The sequence below is a fragment of the Streptomyces sp. NPDC006655 genome (assembly GCF_040703965.1).
Taxonomy (GTDB): domain Bacteria; phylum Actinomycetota; class Actinomycetes; order Streptomycetales; family Streptomycetaceae; genus Streptomyces.
In genome coordinates this window covers 1-2,010 of the sequence record NZ_JBEYJU010000237.1, presented here as the reverse complement: position 1 = coordinate 2,010, position 2,010 = coordinate 1, and the positions used below count along the sequence as shown (strand labels likewise).

The following is a 2,010-nucleotide window of genomic DNA, read 5'->3' as shown; positions in this document are numbered from 1 at the left end:
TTGCCTGGTCGGCGTAGTGCTTCTCCTCGTACTCGATCGGGCTGAGGTAGCCGAGTCGTTTCTGGATGCGGCGGGGGTTGTAGAAGCCGTCGATGACCCTGTTGCCCAATTGATCTCATGCTGCGAGGCCGAGGGCGGCCAGCCGAGAGGTGCGTGTGCGGGCGAGCGGGATGTCATTCCACCAGGCGTCCAGGCGGATCAAGTTGACGGCGGCCGCCGTGAAGACGTGTGCAAGGTGCGTCTTGGCGAGGCCGATGTATCGGGTCCGACGCACGCCGGTAGCGGCGACGGCCTGGTGAACGGTGCCCTCCACTCCTGCACGGGCCGCGTAGCGATCCTTCCACTCGTCTGTACTCTGCTCGGCGCGGACGCGCTCCAGCAGCGCGTCCTGTTCCTGAGGGCGGACGGTCAGCTGCCGCCCGTATTGGGTGGAGCGGGTGCACTGGTCGCGCACGGGGCAGGGTGCACAGGTGGCAGTCGCGAAGCGGATGCGGATCGCGTCCCGGCCGTTGTTGTCCACCCCCTGCGTCCAGTATCTGCTCGTGGCGCCGGTCGGACAGATGGCCTGCTTGGCCTGCCAGTCGATAGAGAAGGCTGTCTTACCGAAGCCGCTCTTCTCGACGGATTGTCGGGTGTTGTTCGAACGCACGGGGCCGACGACGCTGACGCCGAGGGCGACTGGCGCGGTTACCAGCAGTTCGGCGGAGGTATACCCGGCATCCAGGAGATGCTCCGCAGGCAGGAGTTTCTTGTCGGCGAGGCGGTTGTGGACCTCATCGACGACCATCGCATCGTTGACGGTGGCGTCTGTCGTGATGACCTCCGTGATCAGGTGGGGACGCTGCGACTCCGCAGGATCATCGCAGCTTTCGCTGAGGTGGATCTTGTAGCCGACCCAGGCAGAACCGCGCTTCTTCGCGTACCGGGCTTCAGGGTCGTAGGGCGAGGCGATCAGTACTCTGCTCGGCGGGAGATCGTCCTTCCCCCGCCAGGCCACCTCCTGTTCGCCGTCGTTGATGGTGCGGGTGAACTGCTGCACCCACACGGTGCGCAGGACACCGACTGCGGGCACCTGGCGAATCCATGCCGGCGCCGCGGACGCGAAGACGGCTTCGAGCAGGCGGTATCCGTCGACGGCGATCTGCCGGGCGAGCTCACGCCGCTCCTGTTCATCCGTCGGCAGCCGGTAGGCATCGACTCTCGCCCCGTACCGTTCCTGCCACAGGGGGTCCATCGACACGCGGATCCACTCCGGCGCGGCCGCGGCGAGTGCTTCCAGAGTGGCCCGCAGCGTCTCCCCGACGAACTCCAGGCGGTTGAGGGCGCGGACCGCGGCCAGCACGTGCGTGGAGTCGGTGCGCTGCCGCCCGCCGGAGGCAACCAGTCCCATCCTTGCCAGCCGCTCAAGGAGCAGGTCCAGAATCCTCTCCTCCAGACCGTGAGTCAGCAGGCGGTCTCGGAACCCGGTCAGCACGGTGTGGTCGAAGCCGGGGTCGGTCAATTCCAGGCCGAGCAGGTACTTCACGTCGATCCTGGCTCGCACTGCATGGGCGGCCTGGCGGTCGGTCAGGTTCTCGGCGAACTGCAGGATGCTGACCAGAGCCAGCCGGCCGGGAGAGACACCGGGACGTCCCCGGACTCCGAACGCCTCGCGGAACTCCTCGTCCGGGAACAGCGAGCCGAGAGCATCCCGGATCCGCATGGCCAGACAGCCCTTGGGGAACGCCGCCTGAGCCACTTCCCGTGTCCCGGCGGGGACCTCCGCCCCCGTGTCCGCGTGCATGGACACCGCCCCACCCCCGTTTCACGGCCAGACGTCCTGTTCACGTCCACGAGCCACCGATCACCACGCTCGCGGCCGCAGGCGCCAAACGCTCCGCGAACGTGCTGACTTCACTCAATTGGGCAACAGGGTCCGTCGATGTACTCGAAGAGCGCGAGGTTCACTTCGGCTCTGGTGGCGAAGATGCGGCCGCGGATGCACTCGGTCTTGATGACCATCCACAGGTT

General features: G+C 66.9%; 3 protein-coding genes. All 3 read right to left on the bottom strand.

Annotated elements, in window-relative coordinates; translation table 11 throughout:
- The coding region (locus tag AB0958_RS44985) for an IS3 family transposase (protein WP_366896271.1) at positions 1-109 on the bottom strand (109 nt) is incomplete at its 3' end.
- A 6-nt stretch (positions 110-115) separates the two neighbouring features.
- Positions 116-1,738 carry an IS1182 family transposase gene (locus AB0958_RS44980; RefSeq protein WP_366896269.1) on the bottom strand — a complete coding sequence of 541 codons (1,623 nt, stop codon included), beginning with the start codon at positions 1,736-1,738 and terminating at the stop codon, positions 116-118.
- 155 nt (positions 1,739-1,893) lie between these two features.
- Entirely contained in the window at positions 1,894-2,001 is a 108-nt protein-coding gene (locus AB0958_RS44975) for an IS3 family transposase (protein WP_366896270.1), read from the bottom strand.
- Between the last annotated feature and the right edge of the window lie 9 nt (positions 2,002-2,010).

Coding starts and splice junctions, on each gene's coding strand:
- AB0958_RS44975 (WP_366896270.1), bottom strand. CDS start 2,001: ATGGTCATCAAGACCGAGTGCATCCGCGGCCGCATCTTCGCCACCAGA.